Annotated in this window: 15 protein-coding genes; 6 read left to right on the forward strand and 9 right to left on the reverse strand. The window is 36.6% G+C overall.

The features are described from left to right. Nucleotides 1-146: 146 nt before the first annotated feature. The 3 genes from ELS83_RS16950 to ELS83_RS16960 form a co-directional block, all read right to left on the reverse strand. Nucleotides 147-2,144 (reverse strand): protein-disulfide reductase DsbD family protein, encoded by a 1,998-nt coding sequence (locus tag ELS83_RS16950; protein ID WP_171596737.1) that lies wholly within the window; start codon nt 2,142-2,144, stop codon nt 147-149. Between the two features lie 214 nt (nt 2,145-2,358). Continuing rightward, nucleotides 2,359-3,909, reverse strand: a complete 1,551-nt coding sequence (locus ELS83_RS16955; RefSeq protein ID WP_171596738.1) for an Rne/Rng family ribonuclease — start codon at nt 3,907-3,909, stop codon at nt 2,359-2,361. 249 nt (nt 3,910-4,158) lie between these two features. Further along, entirely contained in the window at nt 4,159-4,443 is a 285-nt protein-coding gene (locus ELS83_RS16960; protein ID WP_054714163.1) for an HU family DNA-binding protein, read from the reverse strand. 150 nt (nt 4,444-4,593) lie between these two features. Here ELS83_RS16960 and mutY point away from each other — a divergent pair, with 150 nt between their 5' ends. From mutY to ELS83_RS16985, 5 genes are all read left to right on the forward strand, one after another. Continuing rightward, entirely contained in the window at nt 4,594-5,643 is a 1,050-nt protein-coding gene (gene mutY, locus ELS83_RS16965; RefSeq protein ID WP_171596739.1) for an A/G-specific adenine glycosylase, read from the forward strand. 78 nt (nt 5,644-5,721) lie between these two features. Further along, nucleotides 5,722-6,150: a single-stranded DNA-binding protein gene (locus ELS83_RS16970; RefSeq protein WP_171596740.1), complete on the forward strand. Its 429-nt coding sequence runs from the start codon at nt 5,722-5,724 to the stop codon at nt 6,148-6,150. Nucleotides 6,151-6,181: 31 nt separating this feature from the next. Beyond that, complete coding sequence (gene gldE, locus ELS83_RS16975) at nt 6,182-7,513, forward strand: gliding motility-associated protein GldE (RefSeq protein WP_249414473.1); 1,332 nt, start codon at nt 6,182-6,184, stop codon at nt 7,511-7,513. 26 nt (nt 7,514-7,539) lie between these two features. Then, the gene (gene gldD, locus ELS83_RS16980; RefSeq protein WP_171596741.1) at nt 7,540-8,124 is read left to right on the forward strand and encodes a gliding motility lipoprotein GldD; all 585 of its coding nucleotides are present in this window, start codon (nt 7,540-7,542) and stop codon (nt 8,122-8,124) included. A 14-nt stretch (nt 8,125-8,138) separates the two neighbouring features. Next, entirely contained in the window at nt 8,139-8,780 is a 642-nt protein-coding gene (locus ELS83_RS16985; RefSeq protein WP_171596742.1) for a 4'-phosphopantetheinyl transferase superfamily protein, read from the forward strand. 67 nt (nt 8,781-8,847) lie between these two features. Here the strand turns inward: ELS83_RS16985 and ELS83_RS16990 are convergent, their stop codons facing one another. From ELS83_RS16990 to ychF, 4 genes are all read right to left on the reverse strand, one after another. Continuing rightward, nucleotides 8,848-10,473 carry an alkaline phosphatase family protein gene (locus tag ELS83_RS16990; protein WP_171596743.1) on the reverse strand — a complete coding sequence of 542 codons (1,626 nt, stop codon included), beginning with the start codon at nt 10,471-10,473 and terminating at the stop codon, nt 8,848-8,850. Nucleotides 10,474-10,562: 89 nt separating this feature from the next. After that, nucleotides 10,563-10,913: a DUF190 domain-containing protein gene (locus tag ELS83_RS16995; RefSeq protein WP_171596744.1), complete on the reverse strand. Its 351-nt coding sequence runs from the start codon at nt 10,911-10,913 to the stop codon at nt 10,563-10,565. A gap of 57 nt (nt 10,914-10,970) precedes the next feature. Next, nucleotides 10,971-11,348: a fluoride efflux transporter CrcB gene (gene crcB / locus ELS83_RS17000; RefSeq protein WP_171596745.1), complete on the reverse strand. Its 378-nt coding sequence runs from the start codon at nt 11,346-11,348 to the stop codon at nt 10,971-10,973. A gap of 149 nt (nt 11,349-11,497) precedes the next feature. Further along, nucleotides 11,498-12,598 carry a redox-regulated ATPase YchF gene (gene ychF, locus ELS83_RS17005; protein WP_171596746.1) on the reverse strand — a complete coding sequence of 367 codons (1,101 nt, stop codon included), beginning with the start codon at nt 12,596-12,598 and terminating at the stop codon, nt 11,498-11,500. Nucleotides 12,599-12,780: 182 nt separating this feature from the next. Between ychF and ELS83_RS17010 the strand changes: the two genes are divergently transcribed. Next, nucleotides 12,781-13,824, forward strand: a complete 1,044-nt coding sequence (locus ELS83_RS17010; RefSeq protein WP_171596747.1) for a transglutaminase domain-containing protein — start codon at nt 12,781-12,783, stop codon at nt 13,822-13,824. Here ELS83_RS17010 and ELS83_RS17015 read toward each other — a convergent pair. Beyond that, nucleotides 13,821-14,348, reverse strand: coding sequence for a DUF4412 domain-containing protein (locus ELS83_RS17015; RefSeq protein ID WP_171596748.1), 528 nt, complete (start codon nt 14,346-14,348; stop codon nt 13,821-13,823). The genes ELS83_RS17010 and ELS83_RS17015 overlap by 4 nt on opposite strands. Nucleotides 14,349-14,414: 66 nt before the next feature. Beyond that, nucleotides 14,415-14,523 (reverse strand): IS3 family transposase (locus ELS83_RS17020; protein ID WP_171595199.1); only part of this gene is annotated, 109 nt, incomplete at its 5' end.

The raw sequence follows: 14,523 nt of genomic DNA on the forward strand, positions 1-14,523 counted from the left end.
TACCATTTTTTCGAAAGGCAAACTTTCAAAAATAGCCATTCTTTTTCAGGCTGAAAACAGTTTAAACTTATAATGAGTATAAATATCAGGCAATAAAAAACCGGAACAAACTGATGTTCCGGTTGGTACTTGAATTTCTTCAATCCTTATCTTTTAGCAAATTCCTTCTTCCCATTTTCAAGGAACTCCAGGAATCTATCTGCATTCAGGTCGTAGGCTCTTGGTTCTACCAGGATATTTTCCTCGTGATCCAACAGTACATAGTAAGGTTGCGCATTTACACCGAACCTGGTAATTTGAAAATCTGCATATTTTTTACCCAAAGTTTTTTTCACCTTTCCGTCGTAGCTCGATGTTACCCAATCTTCCTCTGGCAACTTTTGTTTATCATCTACATATAAGGCGATGATTATATAATCTTCGCGAAGTACTTTCTGCACCCTTGCATCGGACCAAACATTGGCCTCCATCTCGCGACAATTTACACAACCATGGCCTGTAAAATCGATAAAAATAGGCTTGTTCTGTTCTTTTGCACAGGCCAATCCTTGTTCAAAATCGAAGTAGCCTTGTAAACCATGGGGCAAATGCAATTTGTCGGCATACTTAGGCGTTTCGCAAATTTCACTTTTGGCATCTTTAAAGCTTGCACCAGACTGATCTCTTACAATTGCAGCCAGATCGAAATCGTGGGTTGTTTGAGGTGGTAAATAGCCCGAAATCGCCTTTAAAGGCGCACCAAACATTCCTGGAACCATATACACTACAAATGAAAACGAACAAATGGCAAGCATCAATCTTGGTACAGAAATATATTTTAAGTCGCTATCGTGACTGAACTTTAATTTACCCAGTAAATAGAATCCCATTAGGGTGAAAATTACAATCCAGATGCCCAGGTAAATTTCCCGGTCAAGGAGTCCCCAATGGTAGGTTTGATCGGCGATACTTAAAAACTTCAATCCCAAAGCCAATTCTAAAAATCCCAGAACTACTTTAACCGAGTTTAACCATCCTCCCGATTTTGGCAGGTTGTTCAACCATGAAGGAAAAATAGCGAATAGCGTAAACGGTAAAGCAAATGCAAGCGAGAATCCAAACATACCGATTATTGGCTCAAGCACCTCTCCTCCTGCCGATTTTACAAGAATCGACCCTACAATTGGCCCGGTACAGGAGAAGGACACCAATACAAGCGTAAAGGCCATAAAAAACGACCCGGCCAAACCTCCCTGATCTTCTTTCGACACCGATTTATTCACCAGCCAGCTTGGCATCGTAATTTCAAACATGCCAAAAAATGAAAAGGCAAAAATGAAGAAAATGGCAAAAAAGATTACGTTAGGAATCCAATGAGTACTTAACCAGTTGGCAAAATCGGCACCTAAAGTAATGGCTACAATGGTTCCAATAATGGTGTAAATTCCAATAATAGAGACTCCATAAAAAACAGCATTAAAAATGGCTTTCTTCCTGTTTTCTGAGCTGTGCATAAAAAATGAAACTGTCATCGGTATCATAGGAAACACACAAGGCGTAAGTAAGGCAATCAACCCAAAAGTAAATGCAATAAAAAACAAGGACCACAAGGAAGCATATTCCTTACGGGGATTTTTCATTGGATTTAGCTTTTCCCTTTCGGTTTTAACATCCTGTTTTTCTACCTCATTCGAAACCGTACTTCCTTCGTTCACAGAAAATTCAAAGTCTGGCGTAAACAGCACACACTCCCCTTCTCTACAAGTTTGATATTCCATCTCTCCCGCGACCACAAAAGCTGCATCAGAGAGAATCTTAATTTTCTGTTTTAAGATGGCTTCGTGTTCGAAATACTCAATATCCATTTCGAAAATCTCATCGAATGTTTTCTTGGCTTTTGTAATTTCTTCAACGGCCCCAATTCGTTCGTAATTTTCAGATTCTTCGAAAATAAAACTTAAACGAACAGGACCTCCATCTTCAAAATTTTGCGAATACAAATGCCACTCAGGATCGATCTGAGCTTTAAACACAAGATAAAGCTCAGTATCGTTTATTTTTTCGGTAGAAAATTTCCAGGAAACAGTTTCTAAAATTTGAGCTTGCAAACTAAAGAAACCAGTAAGGAGAATTCCCAGAAGTAAGGTGAGAAATTTTTGTTTCATCTGTTTATAATTTGCTTTTAACACCAGATGGAACCTTCCATAATAAAACAATCATTCTGTTTATGTTTCAAAATGATTTGGGCATGGAAGTCTCATTTGGTTTAGTTTTTTTACTGATAACGCATATAAAATTAGCATTATAAGCAAATTACACAAAACCATTAAATCCTCTTAACACTTATTTAAGAGGATTGATTCATATGGTATAACAGAATTATAATTCGATTTCCTGGTTATTCTGATCAAAAATCTTGTAACCTAATAAATCGTAGGAAGGAATCTCTTTAACCGCAAGTTTAATTCCCAGTTTCGATTGCCACTCTCTTCTTAGTGTTTTCCAGAATCCTTTATTAATGTAGGCAGCTACAAAAGGATGCACCTTAAGTGTAAGTTTCTTTTCACCTCGCTCCGATACTGATTTTAGCTTTTCCTCAATCTGGTCGGTTAAGAGTACAGCTGGTGAAATTTTTCCCGAGCCCAGGCAGGTCGGACAAGTTTCCTGAATTTCAATATTCATCTCAGGGCGAACACGCTGACGTGTGATTTGCATCAAACCAAACTTACTCAAAGGCAAAATGTTGTGCTTGGTTCTATCCTGCCCCATCACTTCCTTCATACGTTCGAACACCTTTTGGCGATTCTCGGCAGAATGCATATCGATAAAATCGACAACAATAATTCCACCCATATCACGCAAGCGAAGCTGACGAGCAATTTCATCTGCAGCAGCAAGGTTTACTTCCAAGGCATTTGTTTCCTGGTCGTTTCCTGCTTTCGAACGGTTTCCACTATTTACATCAATAACGTGGAAAGCCTCGGTATGTTCAATGATTAGGTAAGCTCCATTTTTAAATGAAACCGTTTTCCCAAATGACGATTTAATTTGTTTATCAACACCCAACTGATCAAAAATTGGCATATCACCTGTAACATGCTTTACAATTTTTGATTTTTCGGGAGCAATTCCTGCAATGTAATTTTTGATATCTTTTGCAGCACTGGCATCGTTTACGTAGATATTTTCAAACGAAGAGTTCAAAATATCTCTTAAAATGGCAGTGGTTCTATCCATCTCCCCCAGCACCAATTTTGGTGGTTGCATATCCCTGATATGCTGGAAGCTTCCTTCCCATTTTTCTACCAAAGATCTTAGTTCCTGATCTAACTCAGCAACACGTTTTCCTTCGGCTACAGTTCTTACAATAATCCCATAATTTTTAGGCTTAATGCTTTGAAGCAGCTGTCGTAATCGGTTTTTCTCTTCGGTTGATTTAATTTTCTGAGAAATGGAAACTTTATCAGAAAAAGGAATCAGAACAATATTTCGTCCTGCAATGGATATCTCCGAGCAAAGTCTCGGACCTTTTGTAGATATTGGTTCTTTGGCAACTTGTACCAGAATGTATTGTCCCGATTTCAGAACATCAGACATTTTACCATTCTTGTCGATATCCTGTTCCAATCTCATTTTAGAGATAGAAAGGTTACGACCTTTTCTTGCCAAAGCCTGTTGCAAGAATTTATTTAGTGAACGGAATTGATGTCCAAGGTCAAGATAATGCAAAAATGCATCTTTCTCATACCCCACATCAACGAACGCAGCATTTAACCCGGGCATAATCTTCTTTACCTTCCCCAAATATATATCACCTACCGCAAACTGAAGATTACTTTTTTCTCTGGTTAACTCAACCAACTGTCGGTTGCTTAGCAGAGCAATTACAATTTCATTAGGGTTTACATCAATTACAAGCTCGTTACTCACTATTTAAATTCTTCTTATTTTTACTAAAGTTAATCAGTTCTTACAAATAGATAAACCTAAAGTACTAAAAAGTTCTTTAGGTTTATTTATTTCGTTCTTACAAACAAGCTATAAGAAAATTATTTCTTCTTCTTATGACGGTTTTTTCTTAGTCTTTTCTTACGCTTGTGCGTAGCCATCTTATGTCTTTTTCTTTTCTTTCCGCTAGGCATAACTTCGAATTATTTAATGAATTTTTAAAATCTAAAACTACTTTACGTTAGTTTTCACTTTACTTACGAAAGTTTTCGCAGGCTTGAAAGCTGGAATAAAGTGCTCAGGGATTATAATTGTAGTGTTTTTAGAAATGTTTCTTGCAGTTTTCTCTGCTCTTTTCTTAACGATAAAACTTCCGAAACCTCTCAAATACACATTCTTTCCTTTTACCAATGAACCTTTAATAGTATCCATGAAAGCTTCTACAGTTTTCTGAACTGTAATTTTCTCAATTCCTGTGTTTTTAGAAATCTCGTTAACAATATCTGCTTTAGTCATCTCTTAAAAAATCTTTAATTATCAATTATTTACAACATCATTTCCTCAAATCAGAATGCAAATATATAAGATTTCCAGTTATTAACGAAATTGAAAACAAATATTTTTACGCATTTTTGAAAAAAATTGAATCATACATTTTTTTTCGAGATGCTTAATAACCAAATCATAAACTGGTATTGCGAGAATAAACGCGATCTTCCGTGGCGAAAAACCAAGGATCCATATTTAATATGGATTTCTGAAATCATGTTACAACAAACCAGAGTTGCCACAGCAATTGACTATTATTACAAATTTACGGAAAGATTTCCAACTGTAAGTGATTTAGCCCAGGCTGATGAGCAAGAAGTATTGAATTTATGGCAGGGCCTGGGATATTACTCCAGAGCCAGGAATCTTCATCATGCTGCTAAAACAATTGATACCTTATATAAGGGTGTATTTCCGAATACCTATAAAGAGATACTTAATTTAAAGGGTATTGGTGCATATACTGCAGCAGCAATATCATCTTTTGCCTTTAATTTGCCTTATGCTGCCATCGACGGAAATGTTTACCGAGTACTTTCCAGGTTATTTGGAATTGATACTCCTATAGACAGTACCGAAGGGAAAAAAATATTTCAGGAATTGGCACAGGAGACAATGGGCAATGCAACTCCTGAAATTTACAACCAGGCCATTATTGAGTTTGGCGCCTTGCAGTGTACACCCAAATCGCCAAATTGTTCCATTTGCCCGGTCAATTCGAGCTGTTTTGCATCAAATTCGAATATTGTTGATCAATTCCCAAAAAAGAGCAAACAAATTAAGCCTAAGAATCGCTATTTTTACTATTTGTTCCTATCTTGTTCTGGTCGATTTGCTATTGAGAAGAGAGAAGGAAAGGACATTTGGAAAAACATGTACCAATATCCTTTAATTGAGAGCAATACAAAGCTGTCAACCGATCTGTTGATTCAATCAGATCAATGGAAAGAAATTTTTAATTCCAACGATTTGGTAATACAGTCAATTAGTGATAATATCGTGCACAAATTAACACATCAGAATATCAATACAAGATTTATCCATATTGAGATCAGTGCTGATGAATTGAAAAATTATGAAAGGTTTATTTTTATCAACAAAAAAGAAGCTGAACAATACCCGCTTCCAAAACTGATTGATAATCATATAAAATATCAGGATTTTTAAAATAAACCAAAGTGATATTATGATACAAATTAAAAGTTTGTATCTTTATTGTATTGTTAACCAAAAAATTTAAATAATATGTCAGTGAATAAAGTAATTCTCGTAGGAAATGTAGGGAAAGACCCGGAAGTGAAGTATTTCGACAATGATGTAAGTGTATGTAACTTTCCTTTGGCAACTAGTGAAACCTACACAAAAAACGGCGAAAAAGTAACCCAAACCGAGTGGCATAATATTGTGCTTTGGCGCGGATTGGCGAAAGTTGCCGAAAATTACGTAAAAAAAGGAATGCAATTGTATATCGAAGGTAGTTTACGAACCAGATCATGGGAAGATCAGGATGGAAATAAGAAATACATTACAGAAGTAATGGCTTCGAACATGCAAATGTTAGGTAGAAAAGGTGACAACGAAGGTGGTGCTCCTCAGGCTAGTTCTGAGATGAATCAACCAACAGCAGCTGCCGATAGTTCTGCGGAGGAAGAAACAGATGATCTTCCATTCTAATTAGACGAGTGTTAACTAACTATAGAAAACATTGGAAGCAGACAGTTTTTCGACCCTATTTGTAAACAATTCTGATATTGTTTTTCATTCTTTAGATATAAGTACCATTATAAGTATACTTGTAATGGTACTTCTTTTGTTTTGTTCGGCACTGATTTCGGGTTCTGAAGTTGCTTTGTTTTCATTATCGCCTCAACAAATTAGCGGTATCGAAGCAGAAGAAAATCAGAAAAACCGCCGATTGTTAAAATTGCTGAGGATGCCAGAGGAATTGCTGGCAACCATTCTAATCGGGAATAACTTTGTAAATGTTGGTATTGTAATTCTATCCAGCTTTATTACCAATTCAATTGTTGATTTTTCCAACGCACCAACCATTGGCTTTTTGGTGCAGGTGGTAATCATCACTTTTTTACTTTTACTTTTTGGAGAGATTATTCCAAAGGTATATGCCACCCAAACCTCGGTAAAGTTTTCGAAGTTCATGGCTTTTCCATTGTATTATATGGAGAAGATATTCAGACCCATGTCTGCGATTCTGATTAAATCGACTTCGATTGTAAACAAGAGAATTTCCAAAAAACAAAATATTTCGATGGGCGATTTATCGCAAGCTCTGGAGTTAACTGCTGACGAGATGAGCGATGAAATGGAAATTCTGGAAGGAATTGTAAATTTTGGAAACATCAATGTTGTTGAAGTCATGAAATCGCGTGTTGATGTTGTTGCGATTGATGTTAGAACTGGCTTTGGAAAACTTAAATCTATACTAATAGATTCCGGATACTCCCGAATTCCTGTTTATGATGGGACATTCGACAATGTAAAAGGAATTTTATACGTAAAAGACCTGCTTCCTCATCATCACAAACCAAACACATTCCGCTGGCAATCTATTATTCGTCCACCCTACTATGTGCCCGAAACCAAAAAAATTAATGATCTTCTGGAAGAATTTCAAACGCAGAAAAATCATATGGCCGTTGTAGTAGATGAATATGGCGGAACATCCGGCATTATCACAATGGAAGATATTTTGGAAGAAATTATTGGTGATATCACCGATGAATCGGATGAAGAAAAAGAAACCTTCACACTTGAAAAGGATGGCACCTATGTTTTCGAAGGAAAAACGCTATTGAACGATTTTTTCAAAATTACAGAATTAGATTCCGACCTCTTTGAAGATATAAAAGGAGATGCCGATACCTTGGCTGGGCTTCTTCTTGAAATAAAAGGTGAAATCCCTCAAAAGAAAGAAGAATTCTCTCATCAGGAATTTAAATTTATCGTGGAAGCGGTAGACAATAGAAGAATCAAAAAAATTCGATTTCTGCCTCCAAAAGTAAAATCAAGCAAATAAAATTTATCGTTCTGAATATTATAAAAATGAAATTGAATCAATTCGTTTACTATACTCTTTTTGCAGTCTTGTTTCTTGCAATGGTTTCGTGTAAAAAGAAATACACTCCTAAACCAAAGGCTTATTTTCGTATCGATTTACCAGAGAAACAATACGAGAACTGGAACAATGATTTCCCATACAGTTTCGATAAATTATCTATTGCGGATGTGCAGGCAGACAAGAGCAAAGGTGCCGAAAAGTACTGGTTGAATATCCAATACCCAGATTACAAGGCAACCATACATTTGAGCTACAAAAAAGTTGAGGGTAATATTGAAGAATATCTGGAAGATTCCAGGAAAATGGCCTATAAACACAGCATTAAAGCTGATGCCATTGGTGAACAGGCATTCCACAATAAAACTAAGGATGTGTATGCCTTAATTTATAGAATTAAAGGAAATGCAGCCTCATCGGTGCAATTTGTAGCTACCGACAGTACCCATCACTTTTTACGTGGTGCACTTTATTTTAAGGAGCATCCAAACCAGGATTCTTTGGCTCCCGTAATTCAGTATATCGATAAAGATATGGTAAAGTTGATCGAAACTTTAGAGTGGAAAAAATAATAGATTGAAGCAAAATGCCATTCTCTAAACACCTAGAAATCTGCGAAGGCTGCAATCTTTACATTTGGAAGATTGAAGAAGAGGTAGATGTATTGAAAAATCTCGTGAAACTTAGCGAGAAAGAAAAGGTCAAATATGATTCTTTTAAAAGCGAATCGAGAAAAAAAGAATATTTAGCCACAAGGTTGCTTGTTCAGAAATATATTGGCTCCAATCTAATTATTGAGAATAACGAACATGGCCGACCTTTTTTGCTGAATTCCGATCTGAATATCAGCATTAGTCACACCAAAAATTTTGCCGCCATTTTTGTTTGTAAAGATGCTAAACCGGCTCTTGATATGGAGTACCTTTCCGATCGGGTTCATCGAATTGCCAGAAGGTTTCTGTCGGAAACAGAGGTGAAAAACATTTCCAAAGATCATAAAACACTGCATCTTTATCAACATTGGTGTGCAAAAGAGTGCTTAATTAAGTTTTATGGCAAAAAGGATGTGCATTTAATCGATGAACTAAAAATCCATCCTTTCCAGGCAGGTCAGGAATCATTTACTGGTGAAGTTTGTCGCAAAGACTTTTCAAAAACCTACACTTTTAAGCACATTCTGTTCGATGGGTACTTGCTTGTTTACGCTGTAGATTTTGGAAAGCATTAATTGAATGGGAATCCGTTTTCTGTTCGGAATCCCAACCAATCACTGTTCACCACTTGCTGATTTCTGTCTATTGTGTAAGTTCTTCGATAGGATTACCGTCGCAACCCGAAGGTGTTGAAATATTTAAGAAGCCTGAAATTGTTGGTACAATATCCTCTACAAAAATGGTTCGGGAAACAGTACCTCTTTTAATTTTCCATCCAAACCAAAATAGTGGAACCTGGTTGGTATAACTGTATTGGGCAATTTCATCTCTTTCATCTTTCATTTTGTGCATCCAGCCTGGTTCAAGGGTAATTAAAACATCACCCGAACGCTTTTGATTGAACGAACGTTGAACCTTTTGCATTACCCCGTGAGTATAATTGGCAGTAATTAAACTGCTGGCCGGAATTGTACTGGCCACACCTGTAAATTGAATCAAAAAATTTGCGGCTTTCAATTGCATCTCTTCCAAAGATAGTTTCGAATCTTCAATCAACTGATGGTTTAAATAAACCTGCTGTGAATCGTATCCTAAAATCCAATCTCCACTTCCATACAAAACATTCAAATAAGATTTCAAAAGTGCCATGGCATTGTATGAACTGAAATATCCGTTAGGAATATTTTGTGCTTTTAAATTTTCTGGTGTGTAGTTGGCCGATTGATCTGCCGTTAAAAATACCAGGACATTTTCCAGGCCAATCTGCTCATCCAGGAAATCCAAAAAGTGTTCAATCTCTCGGTCTAACCTGATAAAATTATCAATCATCTCGGCAGCAAATGGAGAAAATTCCCGATGCTTATAATCAAGGCACGAAAAAGTGATTGCCAAAAAGTCGGTATCATCATCGCGCCCTAAATTTTCATTGATAATGGCTGAAATTGCAAAATCCTTCACCAACATATTTCCAAATGGAGTGGCTTTGATAGCCTTATAACCGTAGGTTCTTTTTTCTTTATTCAAATCATAGTAAAAATCAGACGACAGTCCTACTTTTCCAAGTATCTTTTCAGAGATTCCCGGCTTATCCTGTCCATCGAAAGGAGTCCAAATTCGGTCCATATAAAAATCAGCAAAATTCTTATTATTGAATTCGCTCACCCAATTGTAAATGGTATCCTGATAATGTGAGGAGGTGATAAATTTGCCTGAGAAGTTATCCATCCAATAAGCTCCATCGGCCGCATGACCAGCAGAAAACAGGGCTGCTTCGGCATTTAATCCTACTCCTATTACTCTTGAATGATGGTTGAACAGCTTAATCTCATCGCCTACTGTTGGGGCCAAGAGGTTTTTGGGAGATTTTCCTTTCTCTTTCGATTCAACTCCTACCAGCTTTGCAGTTTCATCCTCTTTTGCAAGATTTAATTCTCCAGATAAACGATCGTACCACCCATGAGAAATAATACCATGATATGCAGGAGGAGTTCCTGTAAAAATGGTAGCATGATCGGGACCTGTTTGTGAATACAGATAGCTAAACTTGGTATTCTTACAGTAAGTTCCCTGGTTCATTAAACGTTTAAAACCCTTGTCGCCAATTAAGTTTGAAAATCGGAAGTAATAGTCAGGTCTCAAATGATCCACAACAATACCTACAACCAATTTGGGTTGTTCCGAAGGTATTTTTCTGGTTCTTTGCGCGTTTACTAATAAGGTATTTGTGATAAAAAATATCAGTAATATGATTCCGATTCGTCTGTTCATCCTGTAAAAATGTTGGCGTTAAAAAATTGTCCGCAACAAATATAGTGGATTCACACCTATTTAGGGAATTGTTGTGCAGGTTTAGATGTTTATTTAGATTGAGCTTGGTAACGGATTACATCCACTTGCTCCATGGTGATCATTCCTCCTCCACCCGATTTTTCGATTAGCAATTCCAGAATGTGCAGAAAGCCCTCTACTTTTTCTGTAGAATCAACAATTTCAACAATAATTGGCAAATCGTCGGCAAGCGAAAAGATTTTTGAGCTGTGAATTCTTGTGCTGGCTCCGTATGACATGATTCCCCGATGTACTGTAACACCAGCCAAACCATATTTTTTGGCACCATAAACTATGGCTTCATACAGTGGGCGCTGATATACCCTATCGGCCTCTCCAATAAATACACGAAGTAATTTTGCTTTTCCTTTTAGTTTCATTTTGATAGATATGAGCTTTCAGATCTTAGATCTACGCACCTCTATCTAATCTCTGAACTAAAACAACTTGTGAATCTGGGTACCTAAATACACCGCCAGGAGACCAAGAAAAACGCTTCCTCCCAGATACATAGAAAGATACAAAAAACCGCTGTCTTTTAAAAGATTCAATTTATCGAAAGCAAAAGAAGAAAAAGTGGTAAACCCGCCACAAAAACCTACGGCAAGAAACATCCTCACCTCAGGACTAATTAAATTATCGCGTTCGGCAAGAGAGTAGACCACTCCAATAATAAAGCTACCCACTATATTTACAGTCATGGTGCCTATCGGGAAAATTGTATCGAATAAGCGATGTAATCCCTGACCGATTAAAAAACGAGAAACACTTCCCAAAAAACCTCCCATACCAATTAGCAGTAGCGTACGTAACATCTTACAATAATTAATAATGAACAATTCGTAATGAATAATATGGATTTATTCGTAGGGCAAAGGTAGTGTTATTGTTTTAATTATTAGTGAAGCACAAAAAATGGCCACTCATAATTGAATGGCCATTTACTATATCGCTTTGATGAAAATTATACATTAAAACGGAAGTGCATAATGTCACCATCCTGTACAACGTATTCTTTCCCTTCAACATTCATTTTACCAGCATCCTTACAGGCACTTTCCGAACCAAGATCAACGTAATCGCTGTACTTAATAACCTCTGCTCTAATGAAACCTTTTTCGAAATCGGTGTGAATTACTCCTGCCGCTTGTGGCGCTTTTGCACCTTTCGGATAGGTCCAGGCACGAACCTCTTTTTTACCTGCAGTAAAATAAGTCTCTAATTCCAACAAGGTGTATGCTGTTTTAATCAACTTATTCACGCCTGGTTCTTCCAAACCTAAATCTTCCAAAAACATTTGCTTCTCTTCGTAAGTTTCCAGTTCCGAAATATCAGCTTCAATAGCTGCACCAATTAAAAGAATTTCGGCATGTTCGTCTTTAACAGCTTCTTTTACTGCTTCAACATATTTGTTACCTGTTTTTACAGCTGCCTCATCAACATTACAAACATAAAGAATAGGTTTTGTTGTAAGTAGGTAAAGGTCTTTTGTAACTTCTTCTTCCGATTCAGTTAACTCTACAGTTCTTGCAGATTTACCTTGCTCTAAAGCTTCTTTATAGCGATTTAGAACCTCAACCAGTTTTTTAGCTTTCGCATCTTTACCGGTTTGAGCAATCTTAGCTGATTTTTGGATGCGTGCTTCAACCGTTTCCAAATCCTTCAACTGTAATTCCGTATCAATTGTTTCCTTATCGCGAACCGGATCAACATTTCCATCAACATGGGTAATATTATCGTTCTCGAAACAACGTAACACATGAATAATTGCATCTGTTTCGCGAATGTTAGAAAGGAATTTATTCCCTAAACCTTCACCCTTGCTGGCTCCTTTTACCAAACCTGCAATATCAACAATCTCAACAGTAGCTGGCTGTACTCTTTCAGGATCAACCAAATCAGAAAGTTTAATCAATCTATCATCTGGTACAGTAATTACACCTACATTGGGTTCAATTGTACAAAAAGGAAAGTTAGCCGATTGTGCTTTCGCATTCGACAAACAATTAAACAAAGTTGATTTACCTACATTTGGTAAGCCCACAATTCCGCACTGTAATGCCATGGCAATTCTATATTATTTTGATTTGCTTATAATTCTATTTTCAAAAATCTGTGCAAAAGTACACTTTAATTTTCGATGTGCCAATTTTCATTCATCTCTCCTAAAAATTTGTTAATCGAATAAAAAGGATGAGATTAATGAACTATTTAACTTATATTTTGCTAGTTTTATAAATGTCGCATATGATCCGAAAACTACTTATTATATTATCATTTGTTTTGATTTCCTTGGCAACACCTAGTGCCCAGGAAAAGCCTGTGATTAAATTTGGGCATATCGACAAACATGTTAGAAAAACTCCTGATAGTGTTACATACAATCTGGTTAAACTTCACAATTACCTGGCAGAACCAGCGGTGACCCAAAGCGAAGCCGTAAGAGCATTTTACTTTTGGATCATCAAAAATATCAGTTATAAAAATAAAATCGAGCTATTATATGACCCAAAAGTCTTGTTCTATATGGGCTCAAACAACTGCTCTACCCCGGTATGCGTTCTGAAAAGAAAAATGGCTGTTTGCGAAGGCTTTTCCCGACTGTTTCAATATTTCTGCCAGCAATCTGGAATCGAATGTTACTCAATTAGCGGATATATCACCAAAAATGGTGCTTTACAAGATAGAGCCACTCATGCCTGGAATGTTGCCAAGGTAGATGGTGTTTGGTTCTGTTTCGACTTAAGTTGGGCCAATGCAATTCTGCATCATACAGGGATTAAAAGTAAGGCCAACGAGTTTTTTATGGCTACGCCCGAAGAATTTATCAATACACATATGCCACTGATACCAATGTGGCAATTCCTGGAAAATCCTGTTCCATTAGAAATTTTCAATGCGGGTGAAGATGCCATTGACAGGTATATCGCTGAAACTCCAAAATCCTATCATTTTACCGACAGCATTGCTGAGTACAATAAGCTAACAAGTTCGAAACGAAGATTGAAAACCGCTGAAGAAATTTACCGTGTAAATCCGGCCAATAAATTTAACCTGGCTATGGAATATTACAGGTATTCCAGAATTATTCTGAATTTCGAAGGCGATATCGATGCTTTGCAGTATTACCACTTTATTAAAGCAAGGAAAAAACTGATTAAAGCAGTGGAGCTGTTTAGTACTTCTACAGATATTTCATCCAAAATAATGAAACTACAGTCGATGGATAACTTAAGGATAATTGAAAGAGTAATTGATCAGGAAAGTGAGAACTTTATTTACCTTGATTAGTGGAGAAGTGTCGATAGTTCGACCTGCTTGTACCCATCTCCAATCTCAAATAAAGATTTTGAAAGTTTCTTCTTAATTAATTGTTCCACTTCGGTTTCGGTAACATGCTCACCTCCATACATTCTTATCCGCATTGGAAATCCATTTTCAATAACTTCCATGAACGATTCTAAATGCAAATACAATTTCGATTCGGTGTGCTGCAGTAAACTTTCCATAAAGTCGCTATACAAATCAAGATTTAAATCGTAGTGAATGTAATTTTTTAAGTTTTCGGCCACCCAAATTTCTTCTACCACCTTATTATTTTGCTTCACCAAATATTTCCTTGATACAAAACCTGCAATTGAATTGTAGTTGGGGGTCATTTTAATTTCAGTTTTAGGAACAACATTGTTTTGTTTTCCTGATATGCCTTCCACAATTTTTTGTAATTCTTCCTGATCCTTTTTACGCAAGCTCTTTTTAAAGTAATTATTCTGAGCGGTATATTGAATGTCGGCACTCAATCTTGAACTTAGCATGGCTTTATTAAAAGCCTTAATACTTCCCTGAAGTGAACCCCAAATATTGGACGGTTATAAAATAAGTTAATGATATTGAGTTCGGTATTTTACCGGACTCAATCCGTTTAAATGAGTCTTTATTCTAATATTATTGTAGTAATTTATATACTCCTCCAGTTCCTTTAGAAAGTGT

Source organism: Marinifilum caeruleilacunae (assembly GCF_013141825.1).
Lineage (GTDB): Bacteria > Bacteroidota > Bacteroidia > Bacteroidales > Marinifilaceae > Marinifilum > Marinifilum caeruleilacunae.